General features: G+C 53.4%; 12 protein-coding genes. 6 read left to right on the top strand and 6 right to left on the bottom strand.

What is annotated here, in order from left to right; translation table 11 throughout:
- The 6 genes from ADICEAN_RS01215 to ADICEAN_RS01190 form a co-directional block, all read left to right on the top strand.
- A partial coding sequence (locus tag ADICEAN_RS01215) for a fibronectin type III domain-containing protein (RefSeq protein ID WP_040395909.1) occupies positions 1-1,004 on the top strand: 1,004 nt, incomplete at its 5' end.
- Positions 1,005-1,334: 330 nt separating this feature from the next.
- Complete coding sequence (locus ADICEAN_RS20795) at positions 1,335-2,402, top strand: acyltransferase family protein (RefSeq protein WP_009193675.1); 1,068 nt, start codon at positions 1,335-1,337, stop codon at positions 2,400-2,402.
- Positions 2,403-2,410: 8 nt separating this feature from the next.
- The gene (locus ADICEAN_RS01205; protein WP_009193674.1) at positions 2,411-4,090 is read left to right on the top strand and encodes a hypothetical protein; all 1,680 of its coding nucleotides are present in this window, start codon (positions 2,411-2,413) and stop codon (positions 4,088-4,090) included.
- A 251-nt stretch (positions 4,091-4,341) separates the two neighbouring features.
- Complete coding sequence (locus ADICEAN_RS01200) at positions 4,342-11,226, top strand: fibronectin type III domain-containing protein (protein WP_009193673.1); 6,885 nt, start codon at positions 4,342-4,344, stop codon at positions 11,224-11,226.
- A 114-nt stretch (positions 11,227-11,340) separates the two neighbouring features.
- Positions 11,341-12,141 carry an acyltransferase family protein gene (locus tag ADICEAN_RS20790; RefSeq protein ID WP_009193672.1) on the top strand — a complete coding sequence of 267 codons (801 nt, stop codon included), beginning with the start codon at positions 11,341-11,343 and terminating at the stop codon, positions 12,139-12,141.
- Positions 12,101-12,490, top strand: a complete 390-nt coding sequence (locus ADICEAN_RS01190) for an acyltransferase family protein (RefSeq protein WP_009193671.1) — start codon at positions 12,101-12,103, stop codon at positions 12,488-12,490. Before ADICEAN_RS20790 ends, ADICEAN_RS01190 begins: the two co-directional genes overlap by 41 nt.
- A gap of 126 nt (positions 12,491-12,616) precedes the next feature.
- On the opposite strand, the gene ADICEAN_RS01185 is transcribed toward ADICEAN_RS01190, so the two are convergent.
- The 6 genes from ADICEAN_RS01185 to ADICEAN_RS01165 form a co-directional block, all read right to left on the bottom strand.
- On the bottom strand, positions 12,617-14,302 hold the full coding sequence (locus tag ADICEAN_RS01185; protein WP_040395907.1) for a hypothetical protein: 1,686 nt from the start codon (positions 14,300-14,302) through the stop codon (positions 12,617-12,619).
- A gap of 163 nt (positions 14,303-14,465) precedes the next feature.
- The gene (locus tag ADICEAN_RS01180; RefSeq protein ID WP_009193669.1) at positions 14,466-15,197 is read right to left on the bottom strand and encodes an SDR family oxidoreductase; all 732 of its coding nucleotides are present in this window, start codon (positions 15,195-15,197) and stop codon (positions 14,466-14,468) included.
- The gene (locus ADICEAN_RS01175; RefSeq protein ID WP_009193668.1) at positions 15,194-16,528 is read right to left on the bottom strand and encodes an FAD-binding oxidoreductase; all 1,335 of its coding nucleotides are present in this window, start codon (positions 16,526-16,528) and stop codon (positions 15,194-15,196) included. The genes ADICEAN_RS01180 and ADICEAN_RS01175 overlap by 4 nt, the downstream gene beginning before the upstream one ends.
- A 9-nt stretch (positions 16,529-16,537) precedes the next feature.
- Positions 16,538-17,074: a UbiA prenyltransferase family protein gene (locus ADICEAN_RS23115; RefSeq protein ID WP_009193667.1), complete on the bottom strand. Its 537-nt coding sequence runs from the start codon at positions 17,072-17,074 to the stop codon at positions 16,538-16,540.
- Positions 17,065-17,448 (bottom strand): UbiA family prenyltransferase, encoded by a 384-nt coding sequence (locus tag ADICEAN_RS23110; RefSeq protein WP_009193666.1) that lies wholly within the window; start codon positions 17,446-17,448, stop codon positions 17,065-17,067. Before ADICEAN_RS23110 ends, ADICEAN_RS23115 begins: the two co-directional genes overlap by 10 nt.
- A 230-nt stretch (positions 17,449-17,678) precedes the next feature.
- Positions 17,679-18,641 carry an endonuclease/exonuclease/phosphatase family protein gene (locus ADICEAN_RS01165; RefSeq protein WP_009193665.1) on the bottom strand — a complete coding sequence of 321 codons (963 nt, stop codon included), beginning with the start codon at positions 18,639-18,641 and terminating at the stop codon, positions 17,679-17,681.
- Between the last annotated feature and the right edge of the window lie 16 nt (positions 18,642-18,657).

The raw sequence follows: 18,657 nt of genomic DNA, 5'->3' as shown, positions 1-18,657 counted from the left end.
GTACCAGCACCACCAGCAGCAGTTCACTGGCGGCACCATCCAACCTGTTTGCTTCGGCCGATAAATCAACCGTTGCCAAGCTGAGCTGGAAAGACAACAGCTCGGATGAATCAGAGTTTGAGATCTACATGAGTGCCGGCAACAACTCCAGCTGGAGCCTGCGGGCCAAGAGCGGCGCCAACTCTACCGGCTATACGGTAACCAACCTGGTAGCAGGCCAGACCTACTACTTCCGGATGCGCATCAAAAACAGCTCGGGCAAGTACTCAGACTACTCCAATGAAGCCAAGCTGGTGATGGTACAGGGCAACACCTCTACCAGCACCACTACCACTACCAGCTCTACAAGCAGCAGCTCCGACTTTGGCGCTCCCGGCAGCCTGAGCGGCTACTCCGATAAAAATGTAGCCGCCAAGCTGAGCTGGAAGGACAACAGCACCACCGAAACAGAATTTGAAATTTACATGAGCACCGGTTCAACCTCAAACTACAGCCTGAGAGCCAAAACCGGCGCCAATTCTACCGCCTATACCGTGTCTAAGCTTAGTTCGGGCCAGACCTATTATTTTAAGATCCGGGCCAAAAACAGCTCCGGCAAATACACCGCCTTCTCAAACGAGATTGCCGTAAAAATGGTAACGGACTATACCAGCAGCAGAGCCAATACCGGCGATGCTGACGGGGGCACCTATTATACCGATGTAACCTCTGGGGAGGAAGTGGCACAGGACCAGACGCTGGAACCCCTCACCACCGGTTATAGCCTCTACCCTAACCCGGCCAGCAGCTACCTGGATATTTCCCTGGCCGATGCTCAGGAAGGGACCACTACCCTACAGCTGGTGGATCTCTCCGGCCGGGTGCGCATGGAGCGCTCGCTGGAGGCCGGGGCTGGCAGCACCTACCGGCTTGACCTGGAAGACCAGCAGCTGACCTCCGGCATGTATGTGCTCCGGATCAGCGCCGGCAACAGCACCAAGAGCCTGAAATTCCTGAAAAAATAAGTCTCTATACAGTAACAGACAGCCTATACGTTTTACATCTTCTACTTATACAAACCCCATTCGCCTCAGGCTGATGGGGTTTTTTCTTTATAAGCAGCTACCAAGCGAGCTGGGGGCGGGTTAGGCCTGCAACGGGCTTCGGGCTGTACCAGGCTGCACTAAGGGCAGGGTTTAGGGAAAATTTGACAATACGCAACTTTATCTGAAATGGCGCACCGCTAAGCCTAACCTTAGCCCCCCGTTCATCGTACTAAACCTGTACGCACGTACCGAACTGTGATTTTTTACCTGACCTCTTTATACCCTTTTAACTAAGAAGGGCTGTATCACATGCTGCGGGAAATTTTTACGCTCTCCTCAACTCACACAAGCCGCCTTGCCTGGATCGATTATGCCAAGGGGATTGCCATTAGTATGGTGGTATTCCGGCACCTGACCATTGGCATGGAGCGGGCGGGCGTTTACATCGATCCGGCCCTTTTTGCCTTTATCGACGAAGTAGGGGTATCCTTCCGCATGCCTTTATTCTTTTTGCTGAGTGGCATCTTCTTTCGCAAAAGTATTGAAAAGCGCAGCCACGGCGGCTACCTGCTCCACAAAAGCAAGACCATCCTGTACCCCTATCTGCTGTGGTCGTTCATCATCACCTCTCTGCAGATTCTGCTGTCTGGCTACAGCAATACCCAGGCCGATATGATCAACTACCTGCACATTTTTGTGCAGCCCTGGGGGCACTGGTGGTTCCTATATGCCCTTTTTAATGTATCGGCACTCTACATGCTGATGCACCTGCTGAGCCGGGGATATCGCCTGCCGCTACTGGCAGCCGGCGCTGGCCTTTACTTTGCCAGTCCCTTGCTGGAGGGCTATACCGTGCTACAGGATATTTGTGCCCTTTTTATCTTCTTTGCCATAGGTGATCTGCTGGCCAATACCCTTGCCGGTAAACAGGCCAGCCCCCAGCTGGGCTCCGGAAAGTTACTCCTGCTGCTGGCCCTGGCCGCCGGCCTGGGGGAGTGGATCCTGTTTGAGAAATTCCTGGGAACACCCGCTAGCCTGCTGTTGCTGGTAGCCCTGGCCGGCAGCGGCTGTACCATGCTGTTTTCCCACTGGCTGGCTGGTCTGCATCACCCCCGGCTGGATGTTATTCGCACCATTGGCCAGCACTCCCTGTACATCTACCTGCTGCATGCCCCTGTAGGTGCAGCTATTAGGGCCCTATTTCTCTACGGAGCGGGCATTACCAATTACTGGATCATCATACCCCTTGCTTTTCCGGCCGCACTCCTGCTGCCGCTCTACTTCTACCGCCTGTGCATGCGGCTGGGCCTGCGCGTTCTGTTCAACCCGCCCTTTAGTGGCGCAAAAGAAACTACCCTATCTCCTGCTAATTCCTGATTGCTGTAATGACAAAAGCGTTTACAACTTATATTACTGATCGTTTTCTTAGCCTGCGCACCAGCAGCCTGACGCTTGGCCGCCTGCACATTGGCGCACTAGAGCTGGGCGTGGTACTGGTTTTTGCCCTTATTCCGCTCTTCTTTACTTATCCCTATCGCATTAACATCTTTCTGAGCTGGGAAGGGGCCTACCGGCTTTACCTGGGCCATATGCCCTACCGTGATTTTAGCATGCCCCTGGGCATTGGGTACTGGCTTATCCCGGCCCTGTTCTTCAAGCTATTTGGTCCCTACCTCTTTACGCTGGTAAAGGCGCAGGTAATGATCAATTTTCTGGCAGCCGTGGCCTTTCGGTCTATCCTGGTGTTTTTCCGGATTGATCCCGGTAAACGGCTGCTGGCCATGGTCTTCTTTTGCCTTACCTACCTTTTTTTCAACTTCTGGCCCTGGTATAACCAGACCGTATTTGTGTATGAGCTTATAGGCGTGGCGTTTCTGCTCTATAGCTTTACGGCTGCCGGCAAGAGAACAAGCCTGCTGTACATGCTGGCCGCTGCGCTATTCATTACCCTTTCCCTTTTTACCAAACAGGATGGGGGTGGCCTTGCGCTGATGCTCTGCCTGGCCCTGGCCGCCTACAAAAGTCTGGCCAGCCGCAGCATTGGCTATGTTGCCGGGTTTAGCGGGCTGTTTCTGCTCCTGACGGCCCTTGCGGTGCTGCCCTTTCTGCAGCATGATTTTCTGCACTGGTTCAACTGGGGGCAGGCGCCGCACTATTCCCGCTTTAGCCTTAGCGATATTGTGGACGAATTTTTTGGTGCCTCACACTGGATCAAGTTTTACATGCTGGCCGTAACCGTTCTCTACGCGCACAAGCTGCGCAGCGCAGCTGAGATCCTCAGCCGCCAGAAAGAAACCCTTTTCTATCTGCTCACCATGGGGGTACTGGTGCAGGCGGCCATTGTACAGGTAACCAGTTACATTCCCCCTGACAATAACATTTACTTCCACAGCTTTTCCTTTGCCTATATTCTTCACTCGCTGCGGTTCCGCTTTACCTTCCAGCGGCTTGTACCTCTGGCAGCAGCCGTAGCGCTTATCTTCTTCTGGTGGTCAGGGGTGTATTATGGCTATGCCAAGCGTATTTTTAAGCGGCTGCCCGGCAGCACCCAGGCCAGTACAAGCCAGCAGCCAAACCAGATCTCCAAGGCTACTTATGTGATCAGTTCAGATACCAGCCGCATAGGGGTAAACATGGCCAGGTGGGTACAATTGCCCAACAGCCAGGCCTTTGAGCACATTTACATGCCACCTGAAACAGTGGAGGGCATTCAGCGTCTGCGGGAGATGCCGCAGTTTGCCAGGGCCGATAAAAGGATCCTGAACATGAGCGAGCTTACCCCCCTTGCCCATGAGCTGGGCTTTGAGCCGGAAAAAGGAATGCCGCTCTGGTACCACCAGGGGGTATCCATGTTTGATGCCGAACTGGAATTATATAAACAGAGGGTGAGTGCCGGACACTACGATCTGGTACTGTTCGAATACATACCAAATCTGAATAACTTTTATCCATTTGCCCTGCGGGAGCATCTGCAGCAGGAGTACCAGCTGGTTGATAAGTTCCTGGCGCCCAGGCAGCAGAACAATGCCTTTATTGAGGTCTATATTCCTGCAGGCAAAAAATAGCCACTTCCTGAAAAATTACGTATAGCATGTAAGAACAAGTCCCGATCTGAATGAGTTTACGCTTGTAGATCATTCTGATTTTTTAGTTTCCTGTACGGGCAGCCCCCAATTCAAGCACGCAAATCGGGTGCTGCATGCGCAATACACTGTAATTTACAGGCATTTTTTATGTCAACCAGCTGTACGAACATCCACCAAGTGCACATGTATTGCGCCGCAATATTACCTATTGACCCATGTACTTTTTTAGTATGAAAAAGACTCTACGCCTTCTTTTTGCCCTGCTCCTGTTTTCTCCAGCTCTTCTTGCACAAACCACCTTTCCTTCCAATTATCCGGATAATCCGCCAAATTCCGACGGCAAAGTGTATCCCTGGGGGTTTCGGTACAACATTGGCACCAGCTGGAATACCACGGCCTATAAACCCTACATCATTAATAAGATGCCCTTTCGCCTGCTGTTTCCAAAGGGCTTTGACAGCACCGCTACCACTAAAAAGTATCCGCTGGTGATTCTGCTACATGGTATAGGCGAAAAAGGAAGCGACAACAACCACCAGCTGAGATTTGGCGGCAGAGAGCACCTGGATGCACTCAATAAAGGTACCTACAATGGGTTTGTGATGGTGCCCCAGAACAACTCGGCCTCCGGCCTGTGGCCGAGTGGTGATCTGAGCAGTGTGATGACCTTTGTAGATCTGGCCATACGCGATCTGCATGTAGATAAATTCCGGGTGCAGCTGGAGGGCTATTCAGGGGGCGGCTCTGCAGCCTGGGGCCTTGCCGAAGACCATCCTAAAAAAATTGCAGCGGCTGTGGTCATGTCTACCGGCCACTCCACCGATGCGCAAAAACTCAAGTACACCGCCCTCTGGCATGCACAGGGCGGCCTGGACAGTAGCCCTTCTCCCAGTGCCGGCAATGGCATTGCTTCAAAATACCAATCTATCGGTGCCCACTATTACTACTATTTTTATCCCAACCTGGGCCATGGTACCTGGGACGATACCTATAAAGAAGCTGACTTTTTCCCCTTCCTGAGCCGCAACTCCATTTTGCGCATCCACCCCCTCTTTTTCAAATCCAATTTTTGCGATGGTGAAGAAGTAGCCGGTACTATGGGCGTAAAACAGGGATTCGAAGGCTATGAATGGCGCAAAGATGGCCAGCTGATCAGCGGCGCAGGCAGCAATGAGCTTAAGTTCAATGCGCTTGGCAAGTACCAGGTGCGCATTAAAGATGCCGGCCAGTGGAGCGAGTGGTCAGAAGAACTTGTCATCAAACGGGTTGGCCCTACCCCTACGCCAACGGTTACAGCCATGGGCCCCACCGCCTTGCCTACCCTTGATGGCCGCACCAGCGTTACACTTCAGGCTCCGGAAGGAAATCTTTCCTATGCCTGGTCAAACGGCGAAACGCTGCGGACCATAGCCGTTTATAGCGAAGGGGTTTACAGTGTAGTGACCACCGAGTACTTGGGATGTCCCAGTGCCGCATCTGCCCCTATCTATGTTACCTACAACAAGGTGGGCGTGCTGCCGGCACCAGGGGATTTTCTGGTAGCTACCAATTCCGAATCCTCTCTGCGCCTGAGCTGGAAAGACAACAGCACGGACGAAACTGGTTTTGAGCTCTACCGCAGCATGTCGCCCGATGGGCCCTGGACCCTGGCCGCCCAGCTCCCGGCCAATACCTCATCTTATCTGGATGAAGGCCTCGGCTCGCATACCCGCTTCTATTATTCACTGCGGGCCGTAGGCAATGCAGGCGGATCTGAGTACGCCCTGGCCACTGGCAAGACCCAAATGGATACCCAGGCCCCTACGCCTCCTACCAATCTGCGCATTACCCGCAACACCCGTACCTCCATCAGCCTGGCCTGGGAGCCCTCTACCGACAATGCCGATGGAGCCGGAACCCTTACCTACGAGATCTATTCCAACAATAAAACCAAGCTGGTAGGCACCACCACAGAAACCAGCTTTACCGTAACCGGCCTGGCCGAAGAGCAGGCCTTTACCTTTGCCGTGCGGGCCCGGGATGGATCCGCCAACCTCTCAGCTTTCAGCAATCAGGTAACGGGCGCCACCTCTACCAACGGCCTGTTCTACAGCTATTTCGAGCGCGACTTCACCTCCGTGCACCAGATGTCCAGCATGGACCCCATCAAGACCGGCTGGGTGCCTAACTTTGACATTGTAACTCACCGGGAACAGGATATCCGCTATGGCTTTACGTTTGAAGGCTACATAAATATTCCCCGCGATGGCGAGTACACCTTCTATACCATTTCAGATGATGGAAGCTCCATATTCATGAACGGGTTTGAGGTGGTGAGCAACGATGGCCGCCGCCAGACCCCGGAGATGCGGGAACGCAGTGGCAAGATCACCCTTACCGCAGGCTATCATGCCATCAAGGTGATGTACTTTAACTGGCGGAATGATGGCATTGGGCTGGAAGTATACTGGGAAGGCCCCGGCATCAGTAAGCAGCGCATACCTGATGCAGCCTTTACCGATAATTACCAACCAGGCACCCCTCCGGCCAAACCCTCCAATGTAAGCGCCGAGGCGGTAGATCACCAAAGCATTACCGTAAGCTGGAAAGACAACAGCAGCAACGAAACCGGTTTTGAGATCTACCGCAGTACCAGCAATGAGGGTCCCTTTACGTTTGCCGGCGCTGTATCCCAAGCCAATACCACCCGCTATACCGACGCCGAGCTGAAGCCGGCTACTACCTACTACTATAAAGTGCTGGCTGTAGGCTCAGCCGGCGAATCTGAATTTGCCGATATCGGGGCCGATGGCAAATGGGCCAATGCCACTACCCTACCCTCTACCGAAGAACCCCTGCCGGCAGCCCCCAGCGGCCTGAGTGCCAGCCGGGAAAGTGAAACTACCGTTCAGCTGGGCTGGACAGACAATGCCGACAATGAGGAGAACATAGAGCTTTTCCGCAACGGCAGCCTGCTGATTAGCCTGCCCGCCAATGCCAGCAGTTACCTGGATGAGGAAGTACTGGCCAGTGAAACCTATACCTATGCCGTACGGGCAGTGAATGCCAGCGGTCCTTCCCCCTTCAGCAACGAAGCTACCGTAGCCGCCGGGAATGGGGATGGTGACGGTGATGGAGATGGCGATGGGGACGGGGAGGAACCACCCGTAAACACAGCACCGGTGCTCACCCCCATTGGTGACATCAGTGCCCGCTTTGATAAGGAAACAACTGTATCCCTCACAGCCACTGACCAGGAGGGTGATGCGCTTACCTTCAGCGCCTCCAACCTGCCAGGATTTGCCAGCCTTGAAAATCTGGGCAATGGAAAAGCCCGGCTCATCCTTACTCCTGCCAGCACGGATCAGGGCACCTATGCCAATGTGCTCATTACGGTAGCAGACCCCTCAGGCGCTACTGCCAGCGAAACCATCAGCATACGGGTAAGCGACAATGAAGCTCCCGAATGCACAGCCATAGCCGATCAGACCCTGGCCGAAAAAGAAAGCCGCAGCATTACCATTTATGCATTTGATCCGGAGCGGGATGCCATCAGCCTTAGCCTGGTAAGCCCCCCTGCATTTGCAACGCTTAGCGACCTGGGAGCAGGCAGAGCCAAACTTACCCTTAGCCCCGGCTATGGCGATGCCGGCACGTATACCCTTAGCGTGCGGGCCACCGACTCGCAGGGCAACTCCTCCGTACGGCAGTTTGCTGTTACCATTACCAATGTAGTGAGTACCTATACGGTCATGATCAACCTCAACGACCGTGCACATGAGAATGCAGATGCCCCCTGGGTTAATTTTGATACCTACCCGGCCCGTGGCGCCGGCATCTATAACCTGAAGGATACCGAAGGCCGCAGCACCAAGATTGATGTAAGCATGCTGGACGATTTTGGCCGACATGCGTTTGGCGCCACTACCGGCAATAACTCTGGCATTTATCCCGATGCTGTGCTAAAAACCTATTTCTATACCTATAATGGGGAAGAAAAGCGCATCCGCATCCGGGATCTTGATCCGGACCTCACCTATACCCTCAGCATTCTGGGCAGCAGCACCTATGGTGAAAGCAATCCGCCAACGGAATATAGCCTGAATGGCAGCAAAAAAACGCTGAACGTACACAACAACACCACCAGTGTAGTGCGCTTTCAGGATCTTAAAGCGCCAAATGGCGAGCTGATCCTGGGTGTACGTCAGCCAGACAATACCCGCTATGGCTATATCAATGCACTGGTACTGGAGGTGCGGTATGATGGCGATGAAAATGGAGGGGGTACCCCTACACCACCTGCTGCACCCAGCCAGCTGACGGCAGCCCTTGGAGAGGACAATCAGGTACGCCTGAGCTGGACCGACAATGCAGCTACGGAAAGCGGCTTTGAGATACAACGCAGCAGCGACAATACTACCTTCAGCAAAATTGGCGAAGTAGCTGCCAACAGCAGCAGCTTTACCGATCCTACCCCCTATACGGCTGGCACTACGCTGTATTACCGGGTGCGTGCCACCGGCGAGGCGGGTACTTCAGGCTGGAGCAATGTAGCCCAGCTCAAAGAGGATGGCGATGGTGGCGGTGAGGAAACTGTGCCGGCAGCCCCTGCCCAGCTGACTGCCAGCCTGAATGATGCCAAAGCCGTACAGCTGAACTGGACCGATAATGCCGATAACGAAACCGGCTTTACCATTGAGCGCAGCACCGATGGCACCAGCTTTACCGAACTAGGCACCACCGCGGCCAATGCGCTTAGCTTCACCGACCCCGATGCCCCAACCCCTGGCAGTACGCTCTGGTACCGGGTGCGCGCCTTCAACGATGCCGGTCCTTCGGCCTGGAGTGCTGTAGCCAGCATTACGATTGAAGAAGATGGCGGCGGCGGCGGCAGCGAAGAAGCCCCTATAGCTCCTACCCAGCTTGGCGCTACCCTTGCCAGTGATAATACCATACAGCTGCGCTGGACAGACAATGCCGACAATGAAACAGGCTTTGAGCTTGAGAAAAGCACCAATGGCAGTACGTTTTCACCCCTGGGGCAAACACAGGCTAATACCAGCCTCTTCACTGACCAGGAACCTAACAGTAGCGGGGCCAACTACTACCGGGTGCGGGCCATCAACCAGGCAGGCGCCTCTGGCTGGAGCAATGTGGCCCTGCTTAACCTGGATGGCAGCAACCAGCCGCCGGTAATTGGCACCATTCCCTCTACTGTATTTGCCAGCGATGGGGAGGAAACAGTGATCACCTTTGATCTGTATGATCCAGAGGGACTGGCCCTGACGCTCAGCACGCGAAACCTGCCGCATTTTGCCCGCATTGAGCAGGCCAATGCCACCACGGGCAAGCTTACGCTCAATCCTACCATTGAAGACCGGGGCAACTATCCGGGCGTGCAATTTACTGCCTATGATGGTGCGCTTGAGTCTGATGTAACCTTTACCATACAGGTAGCTGATGGCAACAAACGCTCTACGTTTGTAAACTTCAACCAGGGATTTGGCGCCCCCCGTCCCTGGAATAACACCAACACCTCCCCATCACAGAACAAAACCATTGGCAATCTGCTGGATGAAGGAGGCGATAATACCGGCATCTCCCTTACCCTGCTTACCAGCTGGGGAGGAAGCGGCGAAACCGGCGAAACCTCTGATAACAACTCAGGAGTATTTCCGGACATTGTAACCCGCTCCCACTACTGGGCAAATGCAGGCTCTACCATGCGCATTAAAGTGGCAGGCCTCTCGCCCTCCCGGCGTTACAACTTTGTGTTCTATGGCAGCACCATTCTGGAAAGCAACAACGGTCGCACCAACTACACCATAGGCAACGAGACCGTATCGCTGGAGGTGCAAAGCAACATAGACCAGACTGTACAGATCAATGGCGTAAAAGCCAACAGCAGCGGAGAAGTAGAAATACGGGTAAATGGCAGCGGGGGCAAGCGCGCCTTCTTAGGGGCTATGGTTATTGAGCAGTACCCCGATGGCGGCCTGCCCCTTAAACCGGAGGGCTTCCGGGCCTATGCTGTCTCCAGAACTCAGATTGACCTGAGCTGGCAGGACAAATCCTATCAGGAAAGCGGATTTGAGATCTGGCGCCGTCAGCTGCCATCGGGTGAGTTTGTAAAAATTCACACCACCTCCCCCAGCGCTACCTCCTATTCAGACCAGAACCTGAGCCCAAGTACCGGATACGAGTACCGGGTGCGGGCGACCAGCAATGGCGGTCAGTCGCCTTTTACCCCTATCCGGCAGGCGGCTACCCTCTCCTACCTGGTCCACATCAATTTTACCCACAGTTGGGAGATGAACCAGGGCAGCCCCTGGAACAACCTTACCAAACCCCCCACCCAAGGTGCTAACTGGAATAATTTCAACAATGATGAGGGCAAGGGCACGGGTATCAGCATGGTACTGGACAAACCCTTTGATGGCGGAAACTATTTTGGTGCTACTGCCAATGGAGCAGGTATCTATCCCGATAAAGTGATCAAAAGCTTCTACTTTACGGAACGGGGCGTTGTGGCAGTAATGAAGTTCAGCGGCCTTGACAAGAACATGAAGTATAACTTCCGTTTCTTCTCGTCCAGTGTATTCAACTCCAACCATGGGGTAACCGAATTCAGGATCGGCTCCAAGAAGCGTACCCTGGAGATCCAGAACAACATCAGCAAAACTACGGTGATCCGGGATGTGCAGCCCGATGATAAGGGCATTGTCATTGTGGAAGTAGAATCCGGCGAGTTCGACAACTACGGCATCCTGAATGCCATGGTGCTGGAAGTACGGGACGCCACCAAGGAAACCACTGGCGCCAGCAGCCGCTCCTTTGAGGAGCAGACGGCCGCCTGGCAGGAAAGTGTTCCGGCCGAGTCTTATTTTGCCCTGTATCCAAACCCAAGCCGGGGTGAAATTACCCTTCAGTTCGATGCGCCAACAGCTGGCACCTACACATTACAAATAGCCGACCTGCAGGGCCGCACCGTGCATCAGACTGAGTATGAAGCCACTAAAGGCCACAACAGTGTACACATCGACCTGTCAAACCCAAACATTTCTCCAGGTTTATATTTATTAAGGATGAAAAGTATGGATTTTAACAGTAAAGTCACTAGATTTATGAAGCAATAATCAGAGGAGTAGTTTCACTAAAAAGATGTCCGATATTATCGGGCATTTTTTTTTGTTTTACGTTTAAAGGAGAAAGAGCTCCATTCACTCCTTTCGTGCAAGACCTGGATTTTTATGACTTCTTATATCCGCTCACTTGACGGACTAAGGGCGCTGGCCGTTACGCTGGTGATGTTGTTTCATTTTCAACTACTGGACAGTGGCTGGATTGGTGTACAGATTTTCTTTGTGCTTTCCGGCTTTCTGATCACCCGTATTCTGCTGCAGGAGAAAAAGCAGGAACTGGGCTTTTACCTGAAGCGTTTTTACTGGCGTCGCTCCCTGCGGATTTTTCCCTTGTACTTTACCTACCTGCTGCTGATCACCGGGGTGTTTATGCTGGTGCAGATGCCCGAATCGGCCCTGGGCAAGCTCCCCTACCTCTATACCTACACCTTTAATTTTACCCGTTTATCGCCGGAGTGGACACACTCTCCCCTGTTTACGCATTTCTGGTCGCTCTCTGTAGAGGAGCAGTTTTACCTGGTGTGGCCGCTGCTGGTCTTTCTGCTGCCGAATCGCCTGCTCAAAGGCGCGCTGCTGCTTATCATTGCCGCCGGGCCGGTAGTACGCTACCTGCTGGGGCGCTGGCTCATTGGGTCTGCCCTTAGCGATGAAGCAGCCGGGGAGGCCATTTACTGGTTTACGCTCAGCCATTTTGATGCCTTTGCCATGGGGGGCGCCATTGCTTTATTTCGTCTGCCGGAGCGTATAGCGTATCCCGGCCGCTGGTTTGCCGGCACCGCTCTGCTTACCTTACTGGTGGGCCTTGGCCACTGGCTGATCCTGGGCCTACAGGGGCATGCATCCCCCCCTGCATTCTTTTGGTTACAGTGTGGGCGCCGTTCAGAACTACCAGCATGTATGGGGGTATAGCCTGTTAAACATCAGCTTTTCATTTTTTATCATCGCCCTGATCACCACCAACCGGTTTTCAGCCTCTCCCCTTGCCCGCCTGTTTCAGCACCCCTTTCTGGTATCAGTGGGCCGGGTCTCTTACGGCATGTATGTTTTTCACTGGGCGGTAATGGCTGCCTACATAAAAGTACTGGCCCCTTTTACGGGCAAAGGCTGGCTGGGCTTCGGGCTGTATTTTCTGTTGGTATGGGGCATTTCCTGGCTGAGCTTTCAGCAATACGAGCGCAGGTTCCTGCTACTGAAAGACCGGTATTTTTCCCGAAAGCAGGCCCTGCAGACACCGGCGCCCCACCAGCACCTGGCCTGAGGGGTTAATAAAGGGGTACAGGCTATACCCATGAAACTGGCCAAAAAACGCTTAACTGCTTAGGCCAAGGCAAATTGTCAGGAGTGGTTCCGGCAAATCCAATACGGCTGATTGTAGAAGGTAGGCTTATTCCAGCACGGGCTCAAACCCCTTACGCACATCGGCCATGCTTAGCAGACGCACCCTGTACCCTGCCTGCTCCAGCTCCGGAAGGTAACTCTTTAAAAAATAGGCCTGGTAGATTAGGCCTGGCACCTGCGGATGCCGGATCACAGCCGGGATATACGTTTGCTGAAACTGCGGATCAAAAAACACTCCCTTGAATATTTCATTGACAAAGAGGTCTTTGAAGCCCTGCTGGCTCAGGGGGTGAAAGGCCTCCTCCTCCTGCTGATGGAAGCGGGCCACTACGGCACTACCATGCGAATAGCCATGAAATACAGGCGGCTTAATCTCCAGCAGGGTATTGACATCAAAGGAAGCATGATTTTTCCGTACGCCCTCTCGCTCACTATCAGAATGCGCCATGGCCGTACTGTTGAGGCCAAGCATATCAAAGGTATACCCCTTATAGGCCCAGGCAAAGCCACCTGCAGCACTAACCCCAACGGCTGGCATCGTTGCAAGGGGTGCAAACAGGCGGTTCAGTTTTTCGGCATCAGCCCTGCCAATGCGGGCTACAAGAATCTCATCAGAAATAGGCGTTTTCTGCTCGGGCACCCGGTGCAGGGGCACTTCGGCACTAAAGTAAAAAAGCGGAAACACTACCAGCACCATTCCCCCCATTGCCAGAGTGCGGGCTTTTTTAAAGTGTATGCCGGTGGCTTCCTTCCAGAAAGGAATGTTGAAGATCATCATAAAATACACAGGCACCAGGGGCTGCAGCATACGGCCCATGCCAAAATGGTCGCCCCCGGTGTAAAGCGGAATCATAAAGCTCAAAAAAGTGGTGCCCGCCAGCACCAGCTGAAACGCGCAGGCTTTTGAGAGGGGCTCGGGCGCCGGACGATGCCAGCCCAGCTTAGGCACCAGCAGCACCAGTGAAACCAGGCTTATTATCAGAAAAAACCAGAACATGGGCAGCTGCACCATGCTCAGAAACAGGTAGCGCCCCCCCTGGAACAGGTTATAGAACAGATCGCCCGACATCTTGGCATAATAGGTATTGGGCAGGGGATAGCCAAAATAGCTGAGCCTGAACACCACAAGGCCTACAAGAGCGGCCACAAATGCACCTGCCATCAGGCTGACGGGCCTGAACTGAAGCTTGCGGATCTGCAGGGAGTAGGTGAGCACCACCATTACGATAAAATATATCCCCCAAAGCATACTTTCCGGTCGGGTAAGCACCAGCAGCGCCAGCAGGGCAGACAGGGCATAGACATACCGCTGGTCGGTCTGTAGGTAAAGCAGAGACACCACCGCGGCTGTTAGCAAAAACGCCCACAGCCCGGTTTCCATCAGAGAAATCAGCATCCAGTCCAGGTAGCCGGGTGTAAGCACACTATAGCCCAAAAAGCAGATGATAGCCAGCGTGGTCCACGCTTGCCCACCAAGCAGGCGCATACCCCTATCAATGAGCAATAGGGTACCGCCTACCAGCAGCCCATTGAGCAGTAGTAAAAAATAAGGGAAATTGAGAGGACTGATGGCATAGGCGCCAGCTCCCAGCAGGGTCCAGAGCAGGGAGGTGAAGCCTTCTACCCGCTCACCGCCAGTATTATAAACAAAGCCATGCCCCTCGGCAAAATTCCTGAAGTAGACAAAATAGATCTGGGCATCGTCTATCCCGATAGACGTGTAGGCATACAAGCTCCAGTACAGGAAGCAACTCGCCAGAGCCGCTAAAAAAATTAATAGTGTGCGTACCATCCCAAATTTTCGCTTTCTACGCGGCCAATGTGGCATCAGGAGAAAGTTTCTTACGTACTCCCTACCCCTCTTCACCAGCCAACCCCGGTGCCTGGCAAACGGCCTAGAGGTTCATTTTCTTAAAGACCGGCTCTGGTATCATACGGATATTTTGCATGATCAGCCGCCAAACCGGCAGTACATAGACTACATTTTTTTTCTTCTGATAGGCCTTGTAAATAGCTTCTGCCACTTGCCGGGGACTAGCCGTAAGCGGTTTTGGCAGGTTGAGGTGCTCGGTCATGCGGGTGGCCACAAAGCCGGGTTTAATGGTGATCACCGGCACGCCACTGGCCTGCAGGCGGTTGCGCAGGCCTGACAGATACGCAGTTAAGCCTGCCTTGGCACTGCCGTAGAGGTAATTGCTTTTGCGCCCCCGCTCACCCGCTACGGAACTTACCCCAATAATGGCCCCCTGCTTCTGCTGCTCGTACTGCCGGGCCACCAGATTCAGGATAGAGACCGCGCCGGTATAGTTGGCCTCAATAATGCGGCTGCTCTCCTGCCAGTCGTCCTGCGCTTTTTGCTGATCGCCCAGGTAGCCAAAAAACAGGGCGGTTACCAGCGGCTGATGAGGCAAGCCAGCCAAAAATGCCTCATGGCTGCTAAACTGCCGGGCCTCAAAGGGCAGCGCATATACAGGTACTTCATAGCGTGCCTCCAAATCGGTTTTGAGCACGGCCAGCTGTTCCTGATTTCGGGCAGCCAGCAGCAGGCCCCAGCCCCTTTTGGCAAATTCTTTGGCGGTGGCAAAGGCCATATCAGAGGTAGCGCCCAAGAGTAATATGTAGTTCATGTTGATAGGTGTAATCGCTTACGCTGAAGAGAAACAAATTTTTGGGCAGGATCGAGCTGCTGCAGCTTGTCCAGAAATTCGTTCGCCCGGGCATAACCCTGCAAAAATTTTTCAGGTTTCATGCGGGCATCTTTTGAGAGGTAAATGCGCCCCCCCAGGCGGTGTACAGTGTCATCCAGTTCGTCCAGAAAGGGAAACAGATCGGGCCGTACGGGAAAATCCAGGGCCAGGGTATAGCCTTCCATCGGAAAGGAAAGCAGGCCAGCCTGCGGGCCAAACAGCTTCAGCACCGCCAAAAAAGACCCCATGCCCTTCTGGCTGATCTTTTCCAGGATTTGCCGAAGTCCCTCATAGCTGCCTGCCAAGGGCAGCACAAACTGGTACTGCACAAAGCCCCGTTTGCCGTACATGCGGTTCCAGTGATGCACAAAATCAAGGGGGTAGAAATAAGTATCGTAATCGGTAAGGTCGGTGCGTTGCTGTGCGCGCAGCTTGTGATAAAAGGCCCAGTTAAAGGCTTTTATAGAGTAGGAATTAAGGGTAAAGGCGGGAAGATTAAAGGGTACCGACAGTTTCTTTTTTTCCCGGATCTGCAGGGGGTCCTTTCTGAATTTCTGGGGCAGCTCGTCCACCCGTGCATGCTCACCCAGCATCAGAATGCTGCGGCCCAGGTGCCTGCCCTTTTGCAGGCAATCGATCCAGGCCACCGAATACGTTGCCTGCCGGTTTTCTTCAAACAGCCGAAAGATCTGCTCCAGATTGGCGGCTTTTTGCTGGGTCTGGCGTATGTAGGCAGTTTCTATTTTTTTCAGCCGAAAACGCACCCGGGTAATAATGCCACTAAGCCCCATACCCCCACAGGTGGTTTCAAAAAGGGTGGTATTTTCATAAGGGCTGCAACGCAATACCTGCCCGGAGGCTGTAAGCACTTCAAGCACTTCTACATGCTGGCAGAAAGAACCATCGCTATGGTGGTTTTTGCCATGCACATCGGAGGCTACCGCTCCGCCTACGGTAATGAATTTGGTGCCGGGCGTAACGGGCAAAAACCATCCCCAGGGCAGGATCACCTCCAGCACCTCATCCAGCGTAATGCCTGCCTGGCAATCAAAAATGCCCTGTTGCTTATCAAAGGCCCTGATTTTATTGTACTGCAGGGTAGAAAGCACCGTAGCGGCCAGGGAGGCATCGCCATAGCAGCGGCCGGCCCCACGGGCAATCAGCTGCTCCTCTGAAGCCACAATCTGGGCAGCTTCGGCCGGGGTACGGAAGCTTAGCTCATTGGCTTCAAGGGCTGGGTATTGCCCCCAGTTTGCAAGTAATTTTTTCATGAAGGGGTACTACCACATCTTGGGCAGGTAGAGGATACTATAAAAGCTGATGATCCAGCCCAGAATCACAAAGCGGATAAAATTGTCGGTATACAAGATGCGGGTGGGCGAGCCGCTGTTGTTCTCTACCAGGGTAATCTGCAGGTAGCGCATCATGCCGGCAATGACAAAAACCGAGGTCATGTACAGATTTTCGGTCTGCAGCCGCTGGATCACTTCTTCCGAAACGGTATACATAATGTAGGCAACCATGATAATGCCCGACAACAGGGTAAGGCAGGAGCCCAGAAACTCAAGATTGTAATGCTTTACCGATCTGCGCAGCTGCTGACCGGATTTTTTGAACAACAGCAGATCGTCCCGGCGTTTGGCCAGCGCCAGAAACAGGGCCAGCAGAAACACCATGATCACCAGCCAGCGGGAGATGGGCACATCGGCCAGCACCCCCCCTGCCACTACCCGCAGCATAAAGCCAAAAGCAATTATGAACAGGTCCAGCAGGGCTACATTCTTTAACCCATAGGAGTAGGCCAGGTTTATGGCCATATAGCCCAATGAGAATCGGCAAAAAAGAGGGGATTTTCAAACCAGGCCATCACCAGCCCGCCGGTTAGCATCAGGCCCAGCAGGCTAAAGGCATACGGTAGTCCTATTTCGCCTGCCGCAAGGGGTCTGCGGGACTTGGTGGGGTGCATCCGGTCGCTGGCCAGGTCATTATAATCATTGATAATGTAAATGGCACTGGCTACCAGGCTAAAAGACAGAAAACCGGACAGCAGGCTGATGAGGGCATGGGTATCAAACAGGTGGCCTGCAAAAAAGAGGGGGATAAACAGAAAAAGATTTTTAACCCATTGGTGCACCCGGATCAGGCGCGCAACAGCTGATAATTTTATGATGGAAAGGGCAAAAGCAGACATCTGATAAGAGCTAAAAATAAGGTTGTGGGTGCGCTCGCTACCCTAATATACCTCAATCTGTTAAAAAAAGTTTAGCAAGCTACAGTTCCGCTACAGGATCATACCCCTTTTGCGGGGCTCCTGCGTACGGAACCGGTATTTTCCCACCGTGGGATAGTGCTGGCTGTAGGGCACCTCGGTATGCGTACGGAACGCACAGACTTCTAAGCTTTCGGAAGCAAACTGATGATCTATACGTAAAAAAACAACTTTGGATGATTTAGGGTGAACCCAAAGCCGCTTCCTTTCTTGCGAAAGGCGTTTTGATAATCCTTATCCAGCTGTTTGTAGGTATAGCTGTACGGTGTGCTGTTAAAGTCGCCACAGATCAGTACCGGATGGGGGCTACTGCGGGCAAAGGCCAGCACCTTATCGGCCTGCTCGCTGCGGTGCAGCATGCTTTCCCTGAATACCCAGAGCATGTTGCGGAGGGTTTCTTTTTTGCCCCCGCTGCTCCGGCGGGTGCGTTGCAGCTGGGCAGATTCCAGATGTACGTTGATCACCCGCAGGGTATCCCCCTCAGGGGTGGCAATATCGGCCCAGATGCCTTTATTGAAACTGGTAGAGCCTTGAAAAACCACCCCTGAAGCCAAAATGGGGTATTTTGAATAGATGGCCAGTCCAAAAACAGATTTATTGACCTGCAGGGTATCTACCCACAGGTGCGCATGCTGCCAGCCTCCTGCCCTAAGCCGGGCATCGGCATCGAAGTAGGGGTCCTGTGGATAGGTATAAAATTCCTGAAAGCACTTAATAGCTGCGGGATGCCCGGCCGTCCAGTCCATAAAGCGCTGCAGCTCCTGCACCTTTTCCAGCTTGCCGGAATCTTTAGGCCACAGATAGGTACGGGGGCGGTTAAAATGGCTCAGGTTGTAGCTGAGCACCTCAAGGCCGGGGGCTTCTTCTGCTTTCTGGCCGGGAAACGAGAGGGTGTCAAAAAACACGCCCATTCCCAGCAGCAAGGCCCCAACAGGCGCTGCCATCCACCAGCTGGGCCGCAGAAAACTCAGGAGCACAAACAGAAGGGTACCCCCCCATAGGAGTGGTGCGGCAGCAGCCAGCACCCCTATACCCCACCAGAACTGGGGAGAAACCTGCAGGGCAAGAATTGAAAGAAATAATGCAGAAGAAAGTAAGACCGAAAGTGCTTTCACCCTAAAAAATTGGCAT

Origin of the sequence: Cesiribacter andamanensis AMV16 (genome assembly GCF_000348925.1) — a bacterium.
Classification (GTDB): domain Bacteria; phylum Bacteroidota; class Bacteroidia; order Cytophagales; family Cyclobacteriaceae; genus Cesiribacter; species Cesiribacter andamanensis.
The sequence above is the reverse complement of the archived record's forward strand: the minus strand, read 5'-3'. Positions and strand labels throughout refer to the sequence as shown.